33 protein-coding genes are annotated in these 22,124 nt (G+C 63.6%); 31 read left to right on the forward strand and 2 right to left on the reverse strand.

The window, feature by feature from the left end:
* Positions 1 to 36 precede the first annotated feature (36 nt).
* From rpsJ to IVB13_RS33085, 29 genes are all read left to right on the forward strand, one after another.
* Positions 37 to 345 carry a 30S ribosomal protein S10 gene (rpsJ, locus tag IVB13_RS32945; RefSeq protein ID WP_002712302.1) on the forward strand — a complete coding sequence of 103 codons (309 nt, stop codon included), beginning with the start codon at positions 37 to 39 and terminating at the stop codon, positions 343 to 345.
* Positions 346 to 398: 53 nt separating this feature from the next.
* Positions 399 to 1,112 carry a 50S ribosomal protein L3 gene (rplC, locus tag IVB13_RS32950; RefSeq protein ID WP_007603016.1) on the forward strand — a complete coding sequence of 238 codons (714 nt, stop codon included), beginning with the start codon at positions 399 to 401 and terminating at the stop codon, positions 1,110 to 1,112.
* A 1-nt stretch (position 1,113) separates the two neighbouring features.
* Positions 1,114 to 1,734: a 50S ribosomal protein L4 gene (gene rplD / locus IVB13_RS32955; protein ID WP_007603018.1), complete on the forward strand. Its 621-nt coding sequence runs from the start codon at positions 1,114 to 1,116 to the stop codon at positions 1,732 to 1,734.
* Positions 1,731 to 2,033 (forward strand): 50S ribosomal protein L23, encoded by a 303-nt coding sequence (locus IVB13_RS32960; protein ID WP_007603019.1) that lies wholly within the window; start codon positions 1,731 to 1,733, stop codon positions 2,031 to 2,033. The genes rplD and IVB13_RS32960 overlap by 4 nt, the downstream gene beginning before the upstream one ends.
* A gap of 12 nt (positions 2,034 to 2,045) precedes the next feature.
* On the forward strand, positions 2,046 to 2,879 hold the full coding sequence (gene rplB, locus IVB13_RS32965; RefSeq protein WP_007611609.1) for a 50S ribosomal protein L2: 834 nt from the start codon (positions 2,046 to 2,048) through the stop codon (positions 2,877 to 2,879).
* A gap of 12 nt (positions 2,880 to 2,891) precedes the next feature.
* Positions 2,892 to 3,170 (forward strand): 30S ribosomal protein S19, encoded by a 279-nt coding sequence (gene rpsS / locus IVB13_RS32970; RefSeq protein ID WP_007603021.1) that lies wholly within the window; start codon positions 2,892 to 2,894, stop codon positions 3,168 to 3,170.
* 10 nt (positions 3,171 to 3,180) lie between these two features.
* A complete protein-coding gene (rplV, locus tag IVB13_RS32975) occupies positions 3,181 to 3,567 on the forward strand; it encodes a 50S ribosomal protein L22 (RefSeq protein WP_007603022.1) in 387 nt (128 codons plus the stop codon).
* An 18-nt stretch (positions 3,568 to 3,585) separates the two neighbouring features.
* Positions 3,586 to 4,311: a 30S ribosomal protein S3 gene (gene rpsC / locus IVB13_RS32980; protein WP_007603023.1), complete on the forward strand. Its 726-nt coding sequence runs from the start codon at positions 3,586 to 3,588 to the stop codon at positions 4,309 to 4,311.
* A gap of 32 nt (positions 4,312 to 4,343) precedes the next feature.
* Entirely contained in the window at positions 4,344 to 4,757 is a 414-nt protein-coding gene (rplP, locus tag IVB13_RS32985; protein WP_007603024.1) for a 50S ribosomal protein L16, read from the forward strand.
* 5 nt (positions 4,758 to 4,762) lie between these two features.
* Positions 4,763 to 4,969, forward strand: a complete 207-nt coding sequence (gene rpmC / locus IVB13_RS32990) for a 50S ribosomal protein L29 (protein ID WP_007603026.1) — start codon at positions 4,763 to 4,765, stop codon at positions 4,967 to 4,969.
* 13 nt (positions 4,970 to 4,982) lie between these two features.
* On the forward strand, positions 4,983 to 5,231 hold the full coding sequence (gene rpsQ, locus IVB13_RS32995; protein ID WP_007603028.1) for a 30S ribosomal protein S17: 249 nt from the start codon (positions 4,983 to 4,985) through the stop codon (positions 5,229 to 5,231).
* Between the two features lie 83 nt (positions 5,232 to 5,314).
* The gene (gene rplN, locus IVB13_RS33000) at positions 5,315 to 5,683 is read left to right on the forward strand and encodes a 50S ribosomal protein L14 (RefSeq protein WP_007603030.1); all 369 of its coding nucleotides are present in this window, start codon (positions 5,315 to 5,317) and stop codon (positions 5,681 to 5,683) included.
* Positions 5,683 to 5,997, forward strand: coding sequence for a 50S ribosomal protein L24 (gene rplX / locus IVB13_RS33005; protein WP_007603031.1), 315 nt, complete (start codon positions 5,683 to 5,685; stop codon positions 5,995 to 5,997). Before rplN ends, rplX begins: the two co-directional genes overlap by 1 nt.
* Positions 5,990 to 6,547 carry a 50S ribosomal protein L5 gene (gene rplE, locus IVB13_RS33010; RefSeq protein ID WP_007603032.1) on the forward strand — a complete coding sequence of 186 codons (558 nt, stop codon included), beginning with the start codon at positions 5,990 to 5,992 and terminating at the stop codon, positions 6,545 to 6,547. Before rplX ends, rplE begins: the two co-directional genes overlap by 8 nt.
* Positions 6,548 to 6,593: 46 nt before the next feature.
* A complete protein-coding gene (gene rpsN / locus IVB13_RS33015) occupies positions 6,594 to 6,899 on the forward strand; it encodes a 30S ribosomal protein S14 (protein WP_007611604.1) in 306 nt (101 codons plus the stop codon).
* A 14-nt stretch (positions 6,900 to 6,913) separates the two neighbouring features.
* The gene (rpsH, locus tag IVB13_RS33020) at positions 6,914 to 7,312 is read left to right on the forward strand and encodes a 30S ribosomal protein S8 (RefSeq protein WP_007603034.1); all 399 of its coding nucleotides are present in this window, start codon (positions 6,914 to 6,916) and stop codon (positions 7,310 to 7,312) included.
* 16 nt (positions 7,313 to 7,328) lie between these two features.
* Complete coding sequence (rplF, locus tag IVB13_RS33025) at positions 7,329 to 7,862, forward strand: 50S ribosomal protein L6 (protein WP_007603035.1); 534 nt, start codon at positions 7,329 to 7,331, stop codon at positions 7,860 to 7,862.
* A gap of 11 nt (positions 7,863 to 7,873) precedes the next feature.
* Positions 7,874 to 8,236, forward strand: coding sequence for a 50S ribosomal protein L18 (gene rplR, locus IVB13_RS33030; RefSeq protein WP_007603036.1), 363 nt, complete (start codon positions 7,874 to 7,876; stop codon positions 8,234 to 8,236).
* A 47-nt stretch (positions 8,237 to 8,283) separates the two neighbouring features.
* Positions 8,284 to 8,871: a 30S ribosomal protein S5 gene (rpsE, locus tag IVB13_RS33035; protein ID WP_007603037.1), complete on the forward strand. Its 588-nt coding sequence runs from the start codon at positions 8,284 to 8,286 to the stop codon at positions 8,869 to 8,871.
* 25 nt (positions 8,872 to 8,896) lie between these two features.
* Complete coding sequence (gene rpmD, locus IVB13_RS33040) at positions 8,897 to 9,103, forward strand: 50S ribosomal protein L30 (RefSeq protein ID WP_018456457.1); 207 nt, start codon at positions 8,897 to 8,899, stop codon at positions 9,101 to 9,103.
* A 72-nt stretch (positions 9,104 to 9,175) separates the two neighbouring features.
* Complete coding sequence (gene rplO, locus IVB13_RS33045; protein WP_085351284.1) at positions 9,176 to 9,661, forward strand: 50S ribosomal protein L15; 486 nt, start codon at positions 9,176 to 9,178, stop codon at positions 9,659 to 9,661.
* A 152-nt stretch (positions 9,662 to 9,813) separates the two neighbouring features.
* A complete protein-coding gene (gene secY / locus IVB13_RS33050) occupies positions 9,814 to 11,145 on the forward strand; it encodes a preprotein translocase subunit SecY (protein ID WP_007611601.1) in 1,332 nt (443 codons plus the stop codon).
* Between the two features lie 264 nt (positions 11,146 to 11,409).
* Positions 11,410 to 12,303, forward strand: a complete 894-nt coding sequence (locus IVB13_RS33055; protein ID WP_204511513.1) for an adenylate kinase — start codon at positions 11,410 to 11,412, stop codon at positions 12,301 to 12,303.
* Positions 12,304 to 12,489: 186 nt separating this feature from the next.
* Positions 12,490 to 12,858, forward strand: coding sequence for a 30S ribosomal protein S13 (gene rpsM / locus IVB13_RS33060; protein ID WP_018456460.1), 369 nt, complete (start codon positions 12,490 to 12,492; stop codon positions 12,856 to 12,858).
* 122 nt (positions 12,859 to 12,980) lie between these two features.
* Positions 12,981 to 13,370: a 30S ribosomal protein S11 gene (rpsK, locus tag IVB13_RS33065; protein ID WP_007603045.1), complete on the forward strand. Its 390-nt coding sequence runs from the start codon at positions 12,981 to 12,983 to the stop codon at positions 13,368 to 13,370.
* A 111-nt stretch (positions 13,371 to 13,481) separates the two neighbouring features.
* The gene (locus tag IVB13_RS33070) at positions 13,482 to 14,513 is read left to right on the forward strand and encodes a DNA-directed RNA polymerase subunit alpha (RefSeq protein WP_007603046.1); all 1,032 of its coding nucleotides are present in this window, start codon (positions 13,482 to 13,484) and stop codon (positions 14,511 to 14,513) included.
* 120 nt (positions 14,514 to 14,633) lie between these two features.
* Complete coding sequence (gene rplQ, locus IVB13_RS33075) at positions 14,634 to 15,050, forward strand: 50S ribosomal protein L17 (protein ID WP_018456461.1); 417 nt, start codon at positions 14,634 to 14,636, stop codon at positions 15,048 to 15,050.
* 159 nt (positions 15,051 to 15,209) lie between these two features.
* A complete protein-coding gene (locus IVB13_RS33080) occupies positions 15,210 to 15,998 on the forward strand; it encodes an SDR family oxidoreductase (RefSeq protein WP_247491347.1) in 789 nt (262 codons plus the stop codon).
* Positions 15,999 to 16,007: 9 nt separating this feature from the next.
* Complete coding sequence (locus IVB13_RS33085; RefSeq protein ID WP_247491349.1) at positions 16,008 to 16,301, forward strand: DUF1330 domain-containing protein; 294 nt, start codon at positions 16,008 to 16,010, stop codon at positions 16,299 to 16,301.
* A 31-nt stretch (positions 16,302 to 16,332) separates the two neighbouring features.
* Here IVB13_RS33085 and IVB13_RS33090 read toward each other — a convergent pair whose 3' ends face one another.
* Together IVB13_RS33090 and IVB13_RS33095 are read right to left on the reverse strand one after the other, a co-directional pair.
* Positions 16,333 to 17,346 (reverse strand): zinc-binding alcohol dehydrogenase family protein, encoded by a 1,014-nt coding sequence (locus IVB13_RS33090; RefSeq protein WP_247491351.1) that lies wholly within the window; start codon positions 17,344 to 17,346, stop codon positions 16,333 to 16,335.
* Positions 17,347 to 17,427: 81 nt separating this feature from the next.
* On the reverse strand, positions 17,428 to 19,041 hold the full coding sequence (locus IVB13_RS33095; protein ID WP_247377506.1) for an OprO/OprP family phosphate-selective porin: 1,614 nt from the start codon (positions 19,039 to 19,041) through the stop codon (positions 17,428 to 17,430).
* A gap of 310 nt (positions 19,042 to 19,351) precedes the next feature.
* Between IVB13_RS33095 and IVB13_RS33100 the strand changes: the two genes are divergently transcribed.
* Positions 19,352 to 20,758 (forward strand): DegQ family serine endoprotease, encoded by a 1,407-nt coding sequence (locus IVB13_RS33100; RefSeq protein ID WP_247370508.1) that lies wholly within the window; start codon positions 19,352 to 19,354, stop codon positions 20,756 to 20,758.
* Positions 20,755 to 22,086, forward strand: coding sequence for a replication-associated recombination protein A (locus IVB13_RS33105; RefSeq protein ID WP_247370509.1), 1,332 nt, complete (start codon positions 20,755 to 20,757; stop codon positions 22,084 to 22,086). Before IVB13_RS33100 ends, IVB13_RS33105 begins: the two co-directional genes overlap by 4 nt.
* Positions 22,087 to 22,124: the final 38 nt, after the last annotated feature.

Consider the following 22,124-nt stretch of genomic DNA (forward strand, 5'->3'; position numbering starts at 1 on the left):
CGCTATTCGCCACCCCATTGAAGAAAGACCACGGCAATGAACGGCCAAAACATTCGCATCCGTCTCAAGGCGTTCGACCATCGTATCCTCGATACGTCGACCCGCGAGATCGTGAACACGGCGAAGCGCACCGGCGCGCAGGTCCGCGGACCCATTCCGCTGCCCACCCGCATCGAGAAGTTCACCGTCAACCGTTCGCCGCACGTCGACAAGAAGAGCCGCGAGCAGTTCGAGATGCGCACTCACAAGCGCCTGCTCGACATCGTCGATCCGACCCCGCAGACCGTCGATGCTTTGATGAAGCTCGACTTGGCCGCCGGTGTCGACGTCGAGATCAAGCTCTAAGATTTTTGGATCACGTTCGCCACTAGCGGACAGAAAGAACAGGAAGCACGCCGATGCGCTCCGGAGTGATCGCACAAAAGGTCGGGATGACGCGGGTCTTTACAGAGGCCGGCGAACATATCCCCGTGACCGTGCTGAAGCTCGGCAATTGCCAGGTCGTAGGCCACCGCACCGAAGAGAAAAACGGTTATGTCGCGCTCCAGCTTGGTTCTGGCAGCCGCAAGACCGTGTACATGCCCAAGGCGGAGCGCGGCCAGTTCGCGGTCGCGAAGGTCGAGCCGAAGCGGCAGGTCGAGGAATTCCGCGTCTCCGCGGATCAGATGATCCCCGTCGGTGCCGAGATCCTGGCCGACCACTTTGTCGTCGGTCAGTTCGTCGACGTCACCGGTACTTCGGTCGGCAAGGGTTTTGCCGGCGGTATGAAGCGCTGGAACTTCGGCGGTCTGCGCGCCACCCACGGCGTGTCGGTCTCTCACCGTTCGATCGGTTCGACCGGTGGCCGTCAGGACCCGGGCAAGACCTGGAAGAACAAGAAGATGCCCGGTCACATGGGCGTTGACCGCATCACCACGCTCAACCTTCGGGTCGTTCAGCTCGATGTCGAGCGCGGTCTGATCCTCGTCGAAGGCGCCGTTCCCGGTTCCAAGGGCGGCTGGATCCGCGTGCGCGACGCCGTCAAGAAGCCGCTGCCTAAGGAAGCTCCGAAGCCCGGCAAGTTCAAGGTTGCTGGCGAAGCGGACGCTGCTCCGGCTGCGCAGGAGGCGTGAGATGGAATTGAAGGTCACGACCCTCGAAGGTAAGGAAGCCGGCTCGGTCCAGCTTTCCGATACCATTTTCGGCCTCGAGCCGCGCCAGGACATCATTGCACGTTGCGTGCAGTGGCAGCTCAACAAGCGCCAGGCCGGTACGCACAAGGCCAAGGGCCGCGCCGAGATCTGGCGCACCGGCAAGAAGATGTACAAGCAGAAGGGTACCGGTGGTGCTCGTCACGGCTCGGCCCGGGTGCCGCAGTTCCGCGGAGGTGGCCGTGCCTTCGGTCCGGTGGTGCGTTCGCACGCCACCGACCTGCCGAAGAAGGTCCGTGCGCTCGCCCTCAAGCATGCGCTCTCGGCCAAGGCCAAGGACGGCGATCTCATCGTGATCGACAAGGCCGCGCTGGAAGCTGCCAAGACCAAGGCGCTGCTCGGTCATTTCTCCGGTCTGGGTTTGACCAACGCGCTGATCATCGACGGCGCCGAGCTCAACAACGGTTTCGCCGCTGCGGCCCGCAACATCCCGAACATGGACGTGCTGCCGATCCAGGGCATCAACGTCTATGACATCCTGCGCCGTCGGAAGCTTGTTCTGACCAAGGCCGCCATCGATGCGCTGGAGGCGCGCTTCAAATGACGAAGAACATCGAGCCTCGCCACTACGACGTGATCCTGTCGCCGGTCGTGACCGAAAAGGCCACGATCGCCTCGGAGCACAACAAGGTGCTGTTCAAGGTGGCCGCGAAGGCGACCAAGCCGCAGATCAAGGAAGCGATCGAGAAGCTGTTCGACGTCAAGGTCAAGAGTGTCAACACGCTGGTCCGCAAGGGCAAGACCAAGATCTTCCGCGGCAATCTCGGCTCGCAGTCGAACTCCAAGCGCGCGATCGTGACTCTCGAAGAGGGTCACCGGATCGACGTGACCACCGGTCTGTAAGGTCGTACGACGATGGCACTGAAGACATTCAATCCCACGACGCCGGGCCAGCGCCAGCTGGTCATGGTCGATCGTTCGGCCCTCTACAAGGGCAAGCCGGTCAAGGCGCTCACCGAAGGCAAGCACTCCTCCGGCGGCCGTAACAACACCGGTCGCATCACCGTGCGCTTCCGCGGCGGTGGTCATAAGCGAACGTTGCGTACCGTCGATTTCAAGCGCGACAAGGTCGATGCGCCCGCGACGGTCGAGCGGCTGGAGTACGATCCGAACCGCACCGCATTCATCGCGTTGGTCAAGTACGAAGACGGCACCCAGGCCTATATCCTGGCGCCGCAGCGTTTGGCGGTCGGTGATTCCGTCGTCGCCGGCAACTATGTCGACGTGAAGCCGGGCAATGTCATGCCGCTCGGCAACATGCCGGTCGGCACGATCATCCACAACATCGAGGTCAAGATCGGGAAGGGCGGCCAGCTCGCCCGTTCCGCGGGCACCTACGCCCAGCTCGTCGGTCGCGACCAGGACTACGTGATCATCCGCCTGAACTCGGGCGAACAGCGCCTGGTGCACGGCCGTTGCCGCGGCACGATCGGCGCGGTATCGAACCCGGATCACATGAACACGTCGATCGGCAAGGCCGGCCGCAACCGTTGGCTGGGCCGCAAGCCGCACAACCGCGGCGTTTCGATGAACCCGATCGACCATCCGCACGGCGGTGGTGAAGGTCGTACCTCGGGCGGCCGCCACCCGGTTACTCCGTGGGGCAAGCCGACCAAGGGCAAGAAGACCCGCTCCAACAAGTCGACCAACAAATTCATTCTCCTAAGCCGCCACAAGCGGAAGAAGTAAGGAACGCCGGACATGGTTCGTTCAGTCTGGAAAGGCCCGTTCGTCGAGGGTTCTCTGCTCAAGAAGGCAGATGCCGCGCGCTCGTCCGGCCGTCACGACGTCATCAAGATCTGGAGCCGTCGCTCGACGATCCTGCCGCAATTCGTCGGCCTGACCTTCGGCGTCTACAACGGTCAGAAGCACGTGCCGGTGGCCGTCAACGAGGAAATGGTCGGTCACAAGTTCGGCGAGTTCTCGCCGACCCGCACCTTCCATGGCCACTCCGGGGACAAGAAAGCCAAGAAGGCTTGAGGATTAAACGATGAGCAAACCTAAGCGCGAACGGAGCCTCGCCGAGAACGAGGCCAAGGCGGTCGCCCGGATGCTGCGGGTGAGCCCGCAGAAGCTCAACCTGGTCGCCCAGCTCATTCGCGGCCGGAAGGCGGCTGCTGCGCTCGCCGACCTGCAGTTTTCGCGCAAGCGGATCGCGGTTGACGTGAAGAAGTGCCTGGAATCGGCTATTGCCAACGCCGAGAACAACCACGACCTCGACGTCGACGATCTCGTCGTGGCGCAGGCCTTCGTCGGCAACGGCCTCGTGATGAAGCGCTTTGCCGCCCGCGGCCGTGGCCGTTCGGGCCGTGTCTACAAACCATTTTCACAGCTGACGATCATCGTTCGTCAGGTCGAAGCCGCAGCAGCGGCTTAAGGGACGCAGGAGAACACGATGGGTCAAAAGATCAATCCGATCGGTCTGCGTCTCGGCATCAACCGGACCTGGGATTCCCGTTGGTACGCCGGCAAGCAGGAATACGGCAAGCTGCTGCACGAGGACGTCAAGATTCGTGAGATCCTGCACAAGGAGCTCAAGCAGGCAGCCGTTGCCCGCATCGTGATCGAGCGTCCGCACAAGAAGTGCCGCGTCACCATCCACTCGGCTCGTCCGGGCGTGGTGATCGGCAAGAAGGGCGCCGACATCGACAAGCTGCGCAAGAAGGTCGCGGACATCACGGCGTCCGACGTGGTCATCAACATCGTCGAAATCCGCAAGCCGGAGCTCGATGCGACGCTGGTGGCCGAGTCGATCGCGCAGCAGCTGGAGCGCCGCGTGGCGTTCCGCCGCGCCATGAAGCGCGCCGTGCAGTCAGCGATGCGTCTCGGTGCGGAAGGCATCCGCATCAACTGCTCGGGACGTCTGGGCGGCGCGGAAATCGCGCGCATGGAGTGGTACCGCGAAGGTCGCGTGCCGCTGCACACGCTGCGCGCAGACATCGACTACGGGGTTGCGACCGCGTTCACGACCTTCGGCACCTGCGGTGTCAAGGTCTGGATCTTCAAGGGCGAGATCCTCGAGCACGATCCGATGGCCCAGGACAAGAGAATGGCCGAAGGTGAGACTGGTGGCGGCGGCGATCGCGGCGGCCGGCAGCGCCGGGACAACGCTGCAGCCTGACGCCAGCACAGAGAATTTGAGGGCTTGAAGCCATGATGCAACCTAAGAAAACGAAGTTCCGGAAGGCGCATAAGGGCCGTATCCACGGCGTTGCGTCTTCGGGCGCGACGTTGGCGTTCGGCCAGTTCGGTCTGAAGGCGACCGAGCCTGAGCGCGTCACCGCGCGCCAGATCGAAGCCGCTCGCCGCGCGCTGACCCGCCACATGAAGCGCGCCGGCCGCGTCTGGATCCGCATATTCCCCGACGTTCCCGTGTCGAAGAAGCCTGCCGAAGTCCGCATGGGTTCCGGCAAGGGCGCGCCGGAATTGTGGGTCGCGCGCGTCAAGCCGGGCCGGGTGCTGTTCGAGATCGACGGCGTCAACACCCAGACGGCGCGTGAAGCGCTGACCCTGGCGGCAGCCAAGCTGCCGATCAAGACGCGCTTCGTCGAGCGCATTGCGGAGTAATGGCCATGGCCCAGATGAAAATCGAAGACATCCGCGCGTTGAGCCCCGATCAGCAGGACGACGCCATCCTGAACCTGAAGAAGGAGCGCTTCAACCTGCGCTTCCAGCGCGCCACCGGGCAGCTCGAGAACACCTCGCGCCTGCGCGAAGCCCGCCGTGACATCGCCCGGATCAAGACCGTCGCCGCGCAGACGCGCGCGAAGAAGAAGTAAGAGGCTTACGAAGATGCCGAAACGTACTTTGCAGGGCGTGGTCGTCAGCGACAAGCAAGCCAAGACCATCGTGGTGCGCGTCGATCGCCGCTTTACGCACCCGATCTACAAGAAGACGATCCGCCGTTCGAAGAACTACCACGCGCACGACGAGAGCAACGAGTTCAAGCCGGGCGACATGGTGTGGATCGAGGAATCGAAGCCGATTTCGAAGTTGAAGCGCTGGGTCGTGATCCGGGGCGAACACAAGAAAAGCGCCTGATCTGTTGGCTTTAGCCGACTGACTTCAGGTTAATGTTGAGCGCCGGCTGGGCTGGCGCAAAGAGAAGAGGACGAGGTGCATCAATGATTCAGATGCAGACCAACCTCGACGTGGCCGATAATTCTGGCGCACGCCGTGTCATGTGTATCAAGGTGCTCGGGGGCTCCAAGCGCCGCTACGCCACGATCGGCGACATCATCGTTGTCTCGATCAAGGAAGCTATTCCGCGGGGCAAGGTGAAGAAGGGCGACGTGATGAAGGCCGTCGTGGTGCGCGTCCGCAAGGACATTCGCCGCGCCGACGGTTCGGTCATCCGCTTCGACCGCAACGCCGCCGTTCTGATCAACAATCAGTCCGAGCCGGTCGGTACCCGTATCTTCGGGCCCGTGCCGCGCGAGCTGCGCGCCAAGAACCACATGAAGATCATCTCGCTCGCGCCGGAGGTGCTGTGATGGCTGCGAAGATCCGCAAGGGCGACAAGGTCGTCGTGCTGACCGGCCGCGACAAGGGCCGCACCGGCGAGGTGTTCGAAGTGCGTCCCGACGCCGGTACGGCGCTGGTGCGCGGCATCAACATGGTCAAGCGCCACCAGAAGCAGACGCAGGCCCAGGAGGGCGGCATCATCTCGAAAGAGTCGCCGATCCAACTGTCCAACATCGCGTATGTCGGCAAGGACGGGAAGCCGACCCGCGTCGGATTCAAGATTCTGGCGGACGGCAAGAAGGTCCGCATCGCCAAGAGCTCGGGAGCTGAGATCGATGGCTGAGGCCGCTTACACACCGCGCCTGCGCGCGGAATACGACGCGAAGATCCGGACGGAAATGACCGAGAAGTTCGGTTATGAGAACGTCATGCAGGTTCCGCGCCTGGACAAGGTCGTGCTGAACATGGGCGTTGGCGATTCCGTCAACGACCGCAAGAAGGCCGAGAACGCCGCTGCGGAATTGACCCAGATCGCCGGCCAGAAGGCGATCGTGACCTATTCGCGGATCGCGATCGCGACCTTCAAGTTGCGTGAGAACCAGCCGATCGGCTGCAAGGTCACGCTGCGCAAGGCCCGTATGTACGAGTTCATCGATCGTCTGGTGACGGTCGCGCTGCCCCGCGTCCGCGACTTCCGCGGCTTGAACCCGAAGAGCTTCGATGGCCGCGGCAACTACTCGCTCGGCCTCAAGGAACACATCATTTTCCCCGAGATCGACTTCGACAAGGTCACGGAATCCCGCGGTATGGACATCACCGTCTGCACCACGGCCAAGACCGACGACGAGGCGAGGGCCTTGTTGACCGCATTCAATTTCCCGTTCCGGCAGTGAGACGCTGACCTAAAGCCTCTCAAACGCGGATACCCAGGAGCCAAGCATGGCAAAGAAGAGTTCAATCGAGAAGAACAACCGGCGCAAGCGGATGACGAAGAACGCCGCCCCGAAGCGCGAGCGGTTGAAGGCGATCATCGCCGACAAGACGTTGCCGATGGAGGAGCGGTTCGCTGCGACCCTGAAGCTGGCGGAAATGCCGCGCAACTCGTCGGCGACCCGCATCCGTCTGCGTTGCGAGCTGTCGGGCCGTTCGCGCTCGAACTATCGCTTGACCAAACTGTCCCGCATCGCAATGCGGGACCTTGGCTCCAAGGGCATGGTCCCGGGCCTCGTGAAGTCCAGCTGGTAAGGAGGGTCGTTTAGATGTCTACGCACGATCCAATCAGCGATCTGATCACCCGCATCCGTAACGCGCAGATGCGTTCCAAGAACAAGGTCTCCACGCCTGGCTCGAAGATGCGCGAGAACGTGCTCGAGGTGCTGAAGAGCGAAGGCTACATCCGCGGTTACGCGACGCTCGAGCATTCCTCGGGCCGCAGCGAGATCGAGATCGAGCTGAAGTATTTCGACGGCGAGCCCGTTATCCGTGAGATCGAGCGTGTCTCCAAGCCCGGACGTCGCGTGTACGCCTCGGTGAAGAACCTGCCGCGGGTCAATAACGGACTCGGCATTTCGGTGTTGTCGACGCCGAAGGGAATCATGGCTGACCACAGTGCGCGTGAAGCGAACGTGGGCGGCGAAGTTCTCTTCACGGTGTTCTGAGAAGGATTTTTGATCCATGTCACGTGTTGGCAAAAGACCGGTAGCGGTGCCGTCGGGTGTGACCGCGACCGTCGACGGGCAGACTGTCAAGATGAAGGGGCCGAAGGGCCAGCTTCAGTTCGTCGTCCATAACGACGTCGAGGTGAAGCTCGACAACGGCCAGGTCAAGGTGAACCCGCGGGTCGAGACCAACCGCGCGCGGGCCCTGTACGGGACCGCTCGCGCCCAGGTCGCGAATCTGGTCGAGGGTGTCACCAAGGGTTTCGAGAAGAAGCTCGAAATCACCGGCGTCGGTTACCGCGCCGCGCTGCAGGGCAAGAACCTGCAGCTCGCGCTCGGCTACAGCCACGATGTGGTCTACGCGATCCCGGAGGGGATCACGATCACCGTGCCGAAGCCGACCGAGATCACGGTGACCGGCAGCGACATTCAGCGCGTCGGCCAGGTCGCCGCCGAGATTCGCTCCTATCGTCCGCCGGAGCCCTACAAGGGCAAGGGCGTGAAGTATGTTGGCGAATTCATCTTCCGCAAGGAAGGCAAGAAGAAGTAACGGAGCCGGTCATGTCGAAAGCCAAGGTTACGAATGCCCGGCGCAAGCGCAGTGTACGACTGAAGCTGCGCCGCTCGGGTGGCGGCCGTCCGCGCCTGTCGGTGTTCCGCTCGTCCAAGCACATCTACGCCCAGGTCATCGACGACCTGAAGGGCGAGACGCTGGCCTCTGCCTCGTCGCTCGAGAAGTCGATGCGCGATGGCGGCAAGACCGGCGCCGACATCGATGCGGCGAAGGCGGTCGGCAAGCTGCTGGCCGAGCGCGCCGCCGAGAAGGGTGTCAAGGAAGTCGTGTTCGATCGCGGCAGCTATCTCTATCACGGGCGCGTCAAGGCTCTTGCCGACGCGGCGCGTGAAAGCGGGCTGAGCTTCTAACAGAATTTGAGGATTGAGGCGTAAGCCTCTGAAGGACTGGAAAAACCATGGCAGAACGCGAACAACGTGGTGGACGCGATCAACGCGGCGGCGGACGTGAACGCAGGGAAGAGCGCGACAGCGAGTTCGTTGACAAGCTCGTCCACATCAATCGCGTCGCCAAGGTCGTCAAGGGCGGCAAGCGCTTCGGTTTCGCAGCGCTGGTCGTGATCGGCGACCAGAAGGGCCGCGCCGGCTTCGGTCACGGCAAGGCGCGCGAAGTGCCCGAGGCGATCCGCAAGGCAACCGAATCCGCCAAGCGCAACCTGACCCGCGTGTCGTTGCGCGAGGGCCGCACGCTGCATCACGACATCGCCGGCCGTCATGGCGCGGGCCGTGTTTACCTGCGCGCAGCTCCGGCCGGTACCGGCATCATCGCCGGCGGTCCGATGCGCGCCGTGTTCGAGACGCTCGGCGTCCAGGACGTGGTTGCGAAGTCGATCGGCTCGTCGAACCCGTACAACATGGTTCGCGCGACCTTCGATGCGCTGAAGCATCAGGATTCGCCGCGCTCGGTCGCTGCCCGCCGCAACATCAAGGTGTCCACCCTCCAGTCCCGCCGTATCGGTGGTGACGCCGAGGCGGTTGCCGAATAACGGAAGCTTTTCGGAGTAGACGCCTATGGCCAAGAGTGCCGTTACGACCGCAAAGACGATCAAGCTCGAGCAGACCGGCAGCGCGATCCGCCGCCATCACTCGCAGCGTTCGACGCTGATCGGGCTCAAGCTCAACAAGATCGGCCGCATCAGCGAACTGCCGGACACCCCGGCGGTCCGCGGCATGATCTTGAAAGTTCACCATCTCGTTCGCATTGTCGACGAGAAGTAAGCAAAGGCGCACGATCCCGAAGCGGGACCCGTTTTCGGTGAAGGTCATGCGCAAGAAACAAGGAGCAGGGCGATGAAGCTCAGCGATATCGCCGACAATGCCGGCTCGCGCAAGAAGCGTATGCGCGTCGGCCGCGGCATTGGTTCGGGCAAGGGCAAGCAGGCCGGCCGCGGTGGCAAGGGCCAGACCGCGCGTTCGGGCGTGCGTATCAAGGGTTTCGAAGGCGGCCAGATGCCCTTGCATCGCCGTCTGCCCAAGCGCGGCTTCAACAACATCTTCCGCGTGGAGTTCGCCGAGATCAATCTCGACCGGCTCCAGGATGCGGTCAATGCCAAGAAGATCGACGCCGGCAGCGTCGTGAACGTCGAATCCCTGGTCAAGGCCGGCGTGCTGCGCCGCGCCAAGGGTGGCCTGCGGCTGCTCGGCCGCGGCGAGTTCAAGGCCAAGCTCAACATCGAAGTGCACGGCGCCTCGAAGACCGCGATCGCGGCAGTCGAGAAGGCCGGCGGCTCGGTGAAGATCCTCGCGCCTGCCAAGGAAGAAGGCGAGGCGGCGTAACAACTGCGTCATCGGCCCGCGGCTCGCGGGCCTTTACGCACGCGGGACGATGGACTTATCGAAGCCGTAGCCCCAGATAATGTCCGGTGTCCGGTATAATGTAGCCCGGCCGCGGGCATAACGGCGCAATAAGCGGCGGGAGAAAGTCCAAGATGGCCTCTGCAGCGGAACAACTGGCAGCCAATCTCAATTTCGGTGCGTTTGCCAAGGCCGACGAACTGAAGAAGCGCATCTGGTTCACCCTGGGCGCGCTGCTCGTTTATCGGCTCGGGACCTACATCCCGTTGCCCGGCATCGATCCCAACATCTGGGAGCAGGTGTTCCGCTCCCAGGCGGGCGGCATCCTCGGCATGTTCAATATGTTCGCTGGCGGCGGCATTCACCGCATGGCGATCTTTGCGCTGAACATCATGCCGTACATCTCGGCGTCCATCATCATCCAGCTCCTGACCACCGTCTCGCCGCAGCTCGAGGCGCTGAAGAAGGAAGGCGAGTCCGGCCGCAAGCTGCTGAACCAGTACACCCGTTATCTCACGGTGATCCTGGCCGCGTTCCAGTCCTACGGCATTGCGGTGGGCCTCGAAGGCGCTGGCAACGTCGTCAGCGACCCCGGCATGTTCTTCCGCCTGTCGACGGCGATCACGCTGACCGGCGGCACCATGTTCCTGATGTGGCTGGGCGAGCAGATCACCTCGCGCGGCATCGGCAACGGCATTTCCCTGATCATTCTCTCCGGCATCGTCGCCGAGCTGCCCGCGGCGCTCGCCAACATGCTCGAGCTCGGCCGTCAGGGTGCGATGTCGACCGGCCTGATTCTGGTGGTCATCATCATGGCGGTGGCCGTGATCGCCTTCATCGTGTTCGTGGAGCGCGCCCAGCGCCGGCTCTTGATCCAGTATCCGAAGCGCCAGGTCGGCAACAAGATGTTCGAGGGGCAGTCCTCGCATCTGCCGCTCAAGCTCAACACCTCGGGCGTGATCCCGCCGATCTTCGCGTCCTCGCTGCTGCTGCTGCCGACCACGGTTGCGAACTTCAACGCGGGCAGCGGGCCGGAATGGTTCCAGTGGATCAACACCCAGCTCGGCCACGGCCGTCCGCTGTTCCTGATCATGTATCTGGCGCTGATCGTGTTCTTCGCCTTCTTCTACACCGCGATCGTGTTCAATCCGACCGAGACCGCGGACAATCTGAAGAAGCACGGCGGCTTCATTCCGGGTATCCGCCCGGGCGAGCGTACCGCGGAATATATCGACTACGTGCTGTCGCGGATCACCGTGCTCGGCGCGGTGTATCTGGCGATCGTCTGCTTGATTCCGGAAATCCTGATCTCCTACGCGTCGGTGCCGTTCTACTTTGGCGGCACTTCGCTGTTGATCGTCGTCAGCGTCACCATGGACACGGTGGCGCAGGTGCAGGGCTATCTCCTGGCGCATCAGTACGAAGGCCTGATCCGGAAGTCGAAGCTGCGCGGCCGCCGCCGTTAAGCGCGGCGTCCCTCGGGCGGCGCGATTGCGCCGCCGATTCGCCGCGCGTGCAATGCGCGCGGACGGCGAGCCGGCCATTCGGTCGCCTCGGCAGAGTCGCTCTTCCTGTCGTGCAAGCATTGATCTCAAAGGCTTCTTGGCGTCCGGCCATTTGCTCCCCTATGATATGGGTAGCGGTGCGGCGCTGATTATGATTTGCACTGTAACTGGACTTCAAAACACGGGCGCGCGACGTATCGCGCACCAATCGGGGGGCGTACGCCGATGAGAATTATACTTCTGGGGCCACCGGGATCGGGCAAGGGCACCCAGGCGCAGCTGCTGGTGCAGCGCTATGGCATCGTCCAGCTCTCGACCGGCGAGATGTTGCGTGCAGCGGTGGCGGCCGGAACGCCGGTCGGGCTCAAGGCTAAGGAGATCATGGCCAGCGGCGGTCTCGTGCCAGACGATGTCGTGGTGGGGATCATCTCCGATCGGATCGATCAGCCGGATGCCAAAAACGGTTTCATCCTTGACGGTTTCCCGCGGACCGTGCCGCAGGCCGAGGCGCTGGATGAGCTGCTCAAGCACAAGCACCTCAAGCTCGATGCCGTGATCGAGCTCCGCGTCAACGAAAGCGCGCTCCTGAATCGCGTCGAGACTCGCGTCGCCCAGATGCGCGAGCGCGGGGAAGAGGTCCGGCTCGATGACACCCCGGAGGTCCTGACCAAGCGACTCGCCAGCTACCGCAGCCAGACGGAACCGCTGATTCACTACTATTCCGAGCGGCGCAAGCTCTCGACCATCGACGGCATGATGGCCATCGATGAGGTCACCCGCGCCATCCATCGCCAGCTCCTGGCGCTCGGGGCGGTCGAGCCCAAGACGCATGGCAAGGCACATGGCAAGACGCGCGCCCGGAGTGCGACAAAGGCGGCCCCGGCCAGAAAGGCCAAGGCGGCGAAGAAATCGGCCAAAAAGTCTGCGAAAGCGGCCAAAAAGGCTGCCAAATCCGAGAAGGCGGCCAAGAAGGCTACGAAGGCGGGCAAGAGAATCGTCAAGAAAGCCGCCAAGAAGGCAGGAAAGAAGATGGCAGCCAAGAAGACCGCCAGGAAGGCTGTCAAGAAAGGTGCCAAAAAGGCCGCAAAAAAGGTCACGAAAAGGCGAGCTAAGCGCTAGCAGCGGTTGACGAAAGCCCCCTGAATCCCCTAATAAGCCCGCATCCAAGTCGGATAGTTTCAAACGATGCCGGGCCCCAGGAAGACCAGGGGTGGGCGTCGTGTTCGCGTTTGTGAACACCTGCCCGAGAAACCAAGCACTTATAGCCCGATTCCTGACGAGGGATTGGCGACAGGAGAGAAGGCCGTGGCCCGTATTGCCGGCGTGAACATCCCGACCAACAAGCGCGTGCTGATCGCGCTCCAGTACATCCATGGCATCGGTCAGAAGATCGCCGGTGAGATTCTGGAGAAGGTGAAGATCCCGGTGGATCGTCGCGTCAATCAGCTCAGCGACGCCGAAGTGCTCCAGATCCGCGAAGTGATCGACCGCGACTATATGGTCGAGGGCGATTTGCGTCGTGAGGTCGGCATCAACATCAAGCGTCTGATGGACCTCGGCTGCTATCGCGGCCTGCGCCATCGTCGCGGTCTGCCGGTGCGTGGCCAGCGTACCCACACCAACGCGCGTACGCGCAAGGGTCCGGCCAAGGCCATCGCCGGCAAGAAGAAGTAAGTTTTCGCATCCAATCACGGCGTGTGGCGACCCGGGGATGACCCGTTCGCCACGCGCCTTTCGTTCCACAGGTGTAGCCGCTGGCATTACGGCGGCGTTGAGATCTTCAGGAAAGGTAGTCTATGGGCAAGGAAGCCACCCGCGTTCGTCGTCGTGAGCGCAAGAACATCGCCTCCGGCGTCGCGCACGTGAACTCGTCGTTCAACAACACGACCATCACCATCACCGACGCGCAGGGCAACACGATTGCCTGGTCCTCCGCCGGCACGATGGGCTTCAAGGGCTCGCGCAAGTCGACCCCGTATGCCGCACAGGTTGCCGCCGAGGACGTGTCGAAGAAGGCGCAGGAGCACGGCATGCGCACGCTGGAAGTCGAAGTCGCCGGTCCCGGTTCGGGCCGCGAATCGGCGCTCCGGGCGCTGCAGGCCGCGGGCTTCACCGTCACCTCGATCCGCGACGTGACCACGATCCCGCACAACGGTTGCCGTCCCCGTAAGCGTCGGCGCGTTTGATACCAGATTGCGGGCGCATTGGCGCCCGCGATGATTTTTTGCAAAGCCGTGGAAATGATCTGCGGCCTTTCTCCAACGCCAGTGCCTGCAACAGCAGTCTGACTGGCCTGTATGGGTGAAACAGTGACGATCCAGAAAAATTGGCAAGAACTGATTCGGCCGAACAAGCTGCAGGTACAGCCCGGCAGCGATCCGACCCGTTTCGCGACCATCGTCGCCGAACCGCTCGAGCGCGGCTTCGGCCAGACGCTCGGCAACGCGCTACGCCGCATCCTGCTGTCCTCGCTCCAGGGCGCGGCAGTGCAGTCGGTGCACATCGACGGCGTGCTGCACGAGTTCTCCTCGATCGCGGGCGTCCGTGAGGACGTCACCGACATCGTGCTCAACATCAAGGACATCTCGATCAAGATGCAGGGCGAAGGCCCCAAGCGCATGGTCGTCAAGAAGTCCGGACCGGGCGTCGTCACCGCCGGCGACATCCAGACCGTGGGCGACGTCGTCGTGCTCAATCCCGACCTGCAGATCTGCACGCTCGATGAGGGCGCCGAGATCCGTATGGAGTTCACGGTCGCAACCGGCAAGGGCTACGTTCCCGCCGAGCGCAACCGCCCCGAGGACGCACCGATCGGCCTGATCCCGGTCGACAGCCTGTACTCGCCGGTCCGCAAGGTCTCCTACAAGGTCGAGAACACCCGCGAGGGCCAGATCCTCGACTACGACAAGCTGACCATGACGATCGAGACCAACGGCGCACTGACGCCGGATGATTCCGTGGCCTACGCGGCGCGCATCCTGCAGGATCAGCTCAACGTGTTCGTCAACTTCGAAGAGCCGCGCAAGGAAGTCGCCCAGGAGATCATCCCGGACCTCGCCTTCAACCCGGCCTTCCTCAAGAAGGTGGACGAGCTCGAGCTGTCGGTGCGCTCGGCCAATTGCTTGAAGAACGACAACATCGTCTACATCGGCGACCTCGTGCAGAAGAGCGAAGCGGAAATGCTCCGCACTCCAAACTTCGGCCGCAAGTCTCTGAACGAGATCAAGGAAGTGCTGGCCCAGATGGGTCTGCACCTCGGCATGGAAGTGCCGGGCTGGCCGCCGGAGAACATCGACGAGCTCGCCAAGCGCTTCGAGGATCACTACTGATCCGAACGACAACAGGCTAAGGCGCGAATTCATCGCGCCTTAGCGGGCGAACGCAGGCAGCCCACCTGAGCAACTGGTCCGACGAACCGTCGCGACGAATGAAATTCAAGGAATAGATAAATGCGTCACGGCAAGGTTCATCGCAAGCTCAACCGCACCGCTGAGCATCGCCGCGCGATGTTCGCCAACATGTGCGCCGCGCTGATCAAGCACGAGCAGATCGTCACCACGCTGCCGAAGGCGAAGGAATTGCGTCCGATCGTCGAGAAGCTGATTACCCTCGGCAAGAAGGGCGGGCTGGCCATGCGCCGTCAGGCCATCTCGGAGATGCGTGACAAGGATCAGGTCAGGAAGCTGTTCGACACGCTCGCGCCCCGCTACAAGGATCGCCAGGGTGGCTACACCCGCATCATCAAGGCCGGCTTCCGCTACGGCGACAACGCCCCGATGGCCGTGATCGAGTTTGTCGATCGTGATGTCGATGCCAAGGGCCTGGATTCCGGTCCGGTGCAGGAAAAGGAAGCCGAGGCGGCATAAGCCGACCGGCAGAGAGTTTTCAGAAAGCGGCGCCTTCGGGCGCCGCTTTTTTATTGGCCGTCCTGTTGGTTACGTCCCGCTCCTCACGCGTCGGTGAGTGCCGATTGCTATCGTGCCGGCAGCGCCCAATATCTCCGCAAGCATCAACGGAGATCACGCATGAACATCGACCTATCCGGAAAGACCGCCCTCGTCACCGGCTCGACTGCCGGCATCGGCCACGCCATCGCCAAGGGCCTTGCCGGCTCGGGTGCGAGCGTCGTGATCAACGGACGCGGCCAGGACAAGGTCGATGCGGCCGTGCGCAAGCTGGAAGGGGCGGGCGGAAAGGTCCGCGGCATCGCCGCCGACGTCTCGACCGCGGCGGGCTGCAAGGCGCTGGCCGCGGCGCTGCCAGACGTCGACATCCTCATCAACAATGCCGGCATCTTCGAGCCGAGGGACTTTTTCGACATTCCGGACGAGGACTGGAGCCGCTTTTTCGAGGTCAACGTGATGAGCGGCGTGCGTCTCTCGCGTGCGTATATGAAAGGCATGCTCAAGCGCAACTGGGGCCGAATCGTCTTCATCTCCTCAGAGTCCGGGCTCAACATTCCCGTCGAGATGATCCACTACGGCATGAGCAAGACGGCGCAGCTCTCGGTCGCGCGGGGCCTGGCGCAGCTCACACGGGGCACCGGCGTCACCGTCAATTCCGTGCTGCCGGGCCCGACAATGTCGAAGGGCGTCGAGACGTTCGTGAAGGATCTTGCCAAGCAGAACGGCCAGTCGGTCGATGAGGCCGCGGCCAATTTCGTCAAACAACATCGCCCAAGCTCGCTGCTCCAGCGCTTCGCCAGCGTCGATGAGATCGCCAACATGGTGGTGTATGCGGCTTCGAAGGAAGCCTCGGCGACCAACGGCGCGGCGTTGCGTGCGGAGGGCGGCATCATCAATACGATTGCCTGAGGCCTGCGGATGCCGGCCTATGTGATCTCCGAGGTCGAGGTACGCGACAGAGCCGCGATGGAAGCCTATCGCGAGCTGGCCGTAGCAACCATCGCGCAATATGGCGGCCGCTATCTCGTGCGCGGCGGCGCCGCCGAATTGGTGGAGGGCGGCCCGCCGCCCAAGACCATCATCATCGTGGAGTTCCCATCGATGGCGCGGGCGCAGGAATGGTATGCCTCGGCCGAGTACGCCGAGGCGCTGAAGCTGCGGCACACGGCGCTGGAGCGTCGGCTGCTGTTTGTCGAGGGCGTGGCACCGTAGACAAGCCCGGGCATGACGGAGTGAGTGGCCGCTACCATCCCTCCAGCACGATCTTGCCGCGCGACTTGCCACTCTCGAGCAGTGCATGCGCGCGCTTGAGGTTGGCCGCGTTGATGGTGCCGAAGGTCTGGTCGAGCGTCGTGCGCAAGACGCCCTTGTCGATGAGGTCGGCGACGTCGTTGAGCAGATGATGCTGCGCGATCATGTCGGCGGTTTGAAAGGAGGAGCGCGTGAACATCGATTCCCAATGCACCGAGATGGCCTTGCCCTTGAACGCGCTCACAGTGAATTCCGGGGGATCGTCGATCAGGCCGAATCTGCCCTGCGGCGCCATGAACTCGGCGATGCTCTTGTAGTGCTGGTCGGTGAATGTGAGGCTCGCCACCAGCGCGACGGGCGGCAGCTTAAGCTTCTCGACCTGCTCTTTCATCGGTTGGCCGTGGTCGATCACCGCATGCGCGCCGAGACCGAGGCACCATTTTTGCGACTCCGGCCGCGTCGCGGTCGCGAGCACCGTCAGCCCGGTGAGGCGGCGGGCGAGCTGGATCAGGACCGAGCCAACGCCGCCAGCGCCGCCCGTGATCAAGAGCGTGCGCGGATCGACACTCTTGCCGGGCACCGCACCGAGCCGATCGAACAACAGCTCCCAAGCGGTGATGGAGGTGAGGGGAAGGGCGGCGGCTTGCGCGAACGACAGGCTCTTCGGCTTGTTGCCGACGATGCGCTCGTCGACCAGGTGGAATTCGGAATTGGTACCCTGGCGCAGGATCGAGCCGGCGTAAAATACCTCGTCGCCTGGCTTGAACAGCGTGACGTCGGGACCAACGGCGTCGACAACGCCGGCCGCGTCATAGCCCAGAATCTTGGTCTCGCCCTCGGGCGGGGCTGCGCGCTTGCGCACCTTGTAATCGACCGGATTGGCCGAGATCGCCTTCACAGCCACGCGGATATCACGGCCCTTGGGTTCGGGCTTGGCGGTCTCGAAATCGAACAGCGCGTCCTGATCCTCGATCGGAAGCGACTTCCTGTAGCCGACGGCCTTCATGGCTTGTCTCCTTCAGATAGTGTTGCAGATGCCGGGTCCCGGGTTCGCGTTTTCGCGCGCCCCCGGGATGACAAGCGAGACCTAGAACGCGAACTGCGTCCGCATCGCGACCGCATCGAACTTCGAACCGACATCGGCGGTCGAGATCGGCGTGGCCTGCCTCGATACCGTGCCATGCAGATAGTCCAGCATGAAACGGACGTTGCCGTTGACATACCAGTTCAGCGCTGCCGTGTAGACGGTCTGCCGGCCGCCTGCGATGCCGGTTGCGGTCCCGAGTTGATCGTTGAGGTCGATCGTGGAGAAGCGTCCCGCGACCTCCCACGCGCCCCAGCCGCCGCCCTCGAGGGAGAACGGGTGTGCCGGCTTGACGCCGCCATAGGCCGCATTCGCCGCATTATAGCTGCGACCCTCGCCCGTCAGCACGTAGCCGGCTTGCGCATAGCCGCCCTGGAATTTGAGGCTTGGCGCACCCAGCGGCGGCAGGCCGGTATTGGCGCTGCGATCGATGTTGTACCAGAAATACTCGCCTTGCAGGATCAGCGGTCCATAGGTGGCGGCCGCTTCGACGCTGTAGACCTGCGCGCCGGAGGCATTGGCGATTGCGCCCGTCGTAGCCAGCGCCGTGGGATCGATGCGCAGTTCCGGACGATCGTTCAGCGTCACCGTCTGTGCACCCGTCACCAGATTGCGCGTCGGCTGGATCAGCCATTCGGCATTGCCGCCGAGATGGACCGAGTAGTCTTTGCCGCTGACGACTTGGCCGGCGACACGCGCGACCGCGCCGTATTGTTCCGTGGTGCCGTTCGGCGCAACGCTCGACGCTGAGTGGATCGCACCGGTGGCGGGACCGGTGACATAGGCGCCAGCCCAGAACACGTCGTTGTACCAGCGCGTGCCGACCGCCGAACGGAAGTCGCCCGCAGCGATGCTCGTGGCGACGATCCCCGCCGAGGCGCGTTCCATGAACATGATGTCGTTGGAGCTCGTGGCCTCATCGAGGGTGTAGGGCAGGTCCATGATGCCGCCTTCGATGGCCATCTTGCCGCCGAACGGTTTCAGGCCGGTATAGCTGAGATAGGCGTTCTCGATGCCGGAGACGCCGCCGCCGGGCAGCGAACCCGGAGCTGCGCCGCCAAACCCGTCGGAGGAGCCGCCGAAGTCGTAGACCAGCGCGAAATTCCAGTCGTGGAAGAACTTGCCGGCGACACCGATGCGCGCGCGGCGGACGTTCTCGCCGCTGTCGAGCTTTTGCGGCACGGTCGCCGCCGTGTTGGGCCGATAGTCGTAGCCGCCGACATCCCAATGCACGCGGCTTGTGATCCCGACGCAGTTAGCCCCATCGGCAGTGCAGATGGTCGGTCGGTTGTTCGGCATTGTCACGACGACGCCGGATGCGGGCGCCGGTCCCTTGAGCGGGATCGCCGCGTTGGCGTTGGCGACGGCGGCCTTCGCTTCGGAACGCGCTTCGGCTTTCGCCTCCGCCTTCGCCTCAAGCCTGGCCTTCGCTGTGGCCGCGGTATTCGCGGCGGTCTGGCTCTGGAGCTTGTCGAGCTTCTGCTCCAGCATCTTCAGCTGCTGCTTCAGGAGCGCGATCTCCTGGTCGCTGCTGCTCGCCGATTGGGCCTGGGCCTGCGAGGCTGCCAGTGCGGCGGCGAGACCCATCGCCGTGGCTGCAATTCTTGTCCTGCTCACGTCATGACTCCATCGTTTGACGAACTTCCCCAAGTCGCTGGCGGAGAGCCTAGGTTTGATCGATGACTGCCCCGCGACGCTGCGGCCGGTTGCGCGGTTCCCACTGGTGTAAATTCGCCGCAACCGAATCCGCCTTGCACCACCATGCAAGATGACGCACATCATGCCAATCCACAGCCCCGGCAAATTGCTATTTCGCACGCACAGCTTGCAGGCCGGACACGCCAAAGGGGGTCGAATATGCCGCCGGGCGCCCTTCTAATGGGGGGCGAACGCGCCTATATTCCGGCGTCTTTTCCAAGAGGTAGGAATGTTTCGATCGACCTGGACCGCCGTCGTCACGGCACTGTGCATAGCTTTTTCGGCCAACTTCAATCCGGCCGCCGCGCAGGACCGCCGTGTGCCGTCCTCGCCCGCCGAACTGCGGCTGTCCTATGCGCCGATCGTGCAGCGGGTGCAGCCGGCGGTTGTCAACGTCTACGCCGCCAAGGTGGTGCAGAACCGCAACCCGCTGCTCGACGACCCCATCTTCCGCCGCTTCTTCGGCGTGCCCGGCCAGCAGCAGGAGCAGGTGCAGCGCTCGCTCGGTTCGGGCGTGATCGTCGATGCGTCGGGGCTCGTTGTCACCAACGTCCACGTCATCGAAGGCGCCGACCAGGTCAAGGTGTCGCTGTCGGACAAGCGTGAGTTCGAGGCCGAGATCGTGTTGAAGGACTCTCGCAGCGATCTCGCGGTGCTGCGTCTGAAGGACACCAAGGAGAAGTTTCCGGCTCTCGAATTTACCAATTCGGACGAGCTGATGGTAGGCGACGTCGTGTTGGCGATCGGCAATCCCTTCGGCGTCGGCCAGACCGTGACTCACGGCATCATCTCGGCCTTGGCGCGCACGCAGGTCGGTATCACCGACTACCAGTTCTTCATCCAGACCGACGCGGCGATCAATCCTGGCAATTCCGGCGGCGCGTTGGTCGACATGAACGGCAGGCTCGCGGGCATCAACACCGCGATCTATTCGCGCTCCGGCGGCTCGCAGGGCATCGGCTTCGCGATCCCCGCCAACATGGTGCGCGTCGTCGTCGCCTCCGCCAAGGGCGGCGGCAAGGCGGTGAAGCGGCCCTGGCTCGGGGCGAAGTTGCAGGCGGTGACGCCGGAGATCGCCGAGAGTCTCGGCCTGCGTTCGCCCACCGGTGCGCTGGTCGCAAGCGTTGTCCCGAACGGGCCGGCGGCCAAGGCCGGGCTGAAATCCTCCGACCTGATCGTCTCGATCGACGGCCAGACCGTGGATGATCCCAACGCTTTCGACTATCGCTTCGCCACACGGCCGCTCGGCGGCACCGCGCAGATCGACGTGCAGCGCGGCGGCAAGCCGGTCAAGCTGACGGTGGCGCTGGACGCCGCGCCCGATGCCGGCCGCAACGAGCTCGTCATCACCGCGCGCTCGCCGCTCCAGGGCGCGAAGGTCTCGACCATCACCCCGGCGCTCGCCGACGAGCTGCATCTGGACGCCGATACCGAAGGCGTGGTGGTCACCGATCTCGGCGGCGACAGTGCGGCCGCGAATGTCGGCTTCCAGAAGGGCGACGTCATCCTGGCGGTCAACAACCAAAAGATCAGCAAGACCAGCGATCTCGAAAAGGCGGCGGCCGAGCGCCAGCGCATCTGGCGCATCACGCTGGTGCGCGGCGGCCAGCAGATCAACGTCACGCTGGGCGGATGAGTCCGAAGCGACCACAGGAGACGCCAACTCTCTTCGCCGCGGCGGGGCTCGATCACGAGGCTCCGCATCCGCTGCCGGATCGGCTGCGGCCGCGCGCGCTCTCGGAGGTCGTCGGCCAGGATCACATCCTGGGTCCCGACGGCGCGCTCACGCGCATGCTGGAGACGCGCACGCTGGGCTCGCTGGTGTTCTGGGGCCCGCCCGGCACCGGCAAGACCACGGTGGCGCGGCTGCTCGCGGACGCCACCGATCTGCATTTCGAGCAGATCTCCGCGGTGTTCTCCGGCGTTGCCGATTTGAAGAAGGCCTTTGAGGCCGCGCGTGCACGCCGCGAGATGGGCAAGGGCACGCTGCTGTTCGTCGACGAGGTGCATCGCTTCAACCGCGCCCAGCAGGATTCGTTTCTGCCGGTCATGGAAGACGGCACGGTGGTGATGGTCGGCGCCACCACCGAAAACCCGTCCTTCGAACTCAACGCGGCGCTTTTGTCACGGGCGCGCGTGCTGGTGTTTCGCTCGCTCGACGCGGCCGCGATCGAAAAGCTGTTTGCGCATGCCGAGGAGGTCGAGGGCCGCAAGCTGCCGCTCGACGAGGAAGCGCGCGCCGTGCTGGTGCGCATGGCCGATGGCGACGGCCGCGCATCGCTGACGCTCGTCGAGGAAGTCTGGCGCGCCGCGCGCAAGGACGAGATTTTCGACGCCGCGCAGTTGCAGGAGATATTGCAGCGTCGCGCGCCCATCTACGACAAGTCGGCCGACGGCCATTACAATTTGATCTCGGCGCTGCATAAGTCGGTGCGCGGCTCCGATCCCGATGCCGCGCTGTATTATCTCGCGCGCATGCTCGATGCCGGCGAGGACCCGCTGTTTCTGGCCCGCCGCGTCGTTCGCATGGCGGTCGAGGATATCGGGCTTGCCGATCCGCAGGCGCTGGTCATCGCCAACGCGGCCAAGGACGCCTTCGACTTCCTCGGTCATCCCGAGGGCGAGCTCGCGATCGCGCAGGCGGTGGTCTATCTCGCCACCGCACCGAAATCGAACGCCGTCTACACCGCCTTCGGCAAGGCGATGCAGGTCGCAAAGCAGGCCGGCTCGCTGCTGCCGCCGAAGCACATCCTCAACTCGCCGACCAAGCTGATGAAGTCGGAAGGCTACGGCGCATCTTACGAATACGACCACGACACGCCCGACGCCTTCTCCGGCCAGGATTATTTCCCGGAAGCCCTGGGCCGCCAGACCTTCTACGACCCGCCCGAGCGGGGGTTCGAGCGGGAGATCCGCAAGCGGCTGGATTATTGGGCGAAGTTGCGGAAGGAGCGGGGTGGCTGAAGCCAAAATCGCCATTTCGCCGTGACGCGAGGCTGCTT

It is taken from the genome of Bradyrhizobium sp. 17, assembly GCF_023073515.1.
GTDB classification, from domain to species: Bacteria; Pseudomonadota; Alphaproteobacteria; order Rhizobiales; family Xanthobacteraceae; genus Bradyrhizobium; species Bradyrhizobium canariense_D.